Raw genomic sequence first — 911 nt, 5'->3', positions numbered from 1 at the left:
GTCAGCCATGCGCGCCCTGAAAATCCTTGTCGGCTGCGAAACAAGCGGAATCGTCCGCGATGCATTCAACGCGGCAGGCCATGACGCTTGGTCCTGCGACCTGCTACCATCTGACACCGGATCAAACCGCCATATTTTAGGCGACGTGCGCGACGTGATGATGTCAGACGACTTTGACATGCTGGCGGTCATGCACCCACCCTGCACCCGCCTATGCAACAGCGGCGTGCGATGGCTGACGACGCCGCCGCCCGGTCGCACGCGTGACGAAATGTGGCGCGACCTCGACACCGGCGCGGCGCTGTTTTCCGCCGTCTGGAATGTGGCACACATCCCCATGATCGCCGTCGAAAATCCGATCATGCACAAACATGCAAAGGCCCGGATCGAAAATTATCAGCCGTTTTCGCAGTCAATCCAGCCTTGGCAGTTCGGCACAGACCCAAACGGACCCGACAACGAACGCAAGCGCACATGCCTATGGCTGCGCAACCTGCCCAACCTGACACCCACCGGCACACTGGACGGCACCACGGCGCGCGATAGCGTCCACAAGGCCAGCCCCGGCGTCGATCGATGGAAAGCCCGTAGCAAGTTCTTTCCGGGCATTGCCGCCGCGATGGCGGATCAATGGGGCGCACACGGCATGACCTACATCAGCCAGCGCGCAGCGTAAAACCGGCCCCCAGAAACGACAAAAGCCCGCCACCCATCCGGGCGGCGGGTTTTGTCACTGGAACCTAAACGCGCTGACAGCGAACCACATCGCAAACCGCCGCCAGCGCGGCACGCCATCAGCGATCAGCCCGGCGTGAAATACCGCGCCCGCCGTCAGGCGATCCCAGCCCTGCCGCAGCACATGGTCATGCAGCGCCGCCGCCTTGTGGAATCGCGGATCGTGCGGCGATGCA

Annotated in this window: 2 protein-coding genes; one reads left to right on the top strand and one right to left on the bottom strand. The window is 62.8% G+C overall.

What is annotated here, in order from left to right; translation table 11 throughout:
* The first annotated feature begins 7 nt into the window (after window positions 1-7).
* Window positions 8-676: a hypothetical protein gene (locus AN189_RS19450; protein ID WP_056039698.1), complete on the top strand. Its 669-nt coding sequence runs from the start codon at window positions 8-10 to the stop codon at window positions 674-676.
* A gap of 54 nt (window positions 677-730) precedes the next feature.
* Here AN189_RS19450 and AN189_RS18650 read toward each other — a convergent pair.
* On the bottom strand, window positions 731-911 hold a 181-nt coding region (locus AN189_RS18650), incomplete at its 5' end, for a DUF1353 domain-containing protein (protein ID WP_157057589.1).

It is taken from the genome of Loktanella sp. 3ANDIMAR09, assembly GCF_001420005.1.
Taxonomy (GTDB): Bacteria; Pseudomonadota; Alphaproteobacteria; order Rhodobacterales; family Rhodobacteraceae; genus Loktanella.
This window is presented reverse-complemented; position numbering and strand designations above follow the sequence as displayed.

What these genes read in the sequence shown, in the direction of transcription:
- AN189_RS19450 (WP_056039698.1), top strand. Translation starts at nt 8, where the DNA reads ATGCGCGCCCTGAAAATCCTTGTCGGCTGCGAAACAAGCGGAATCGTC.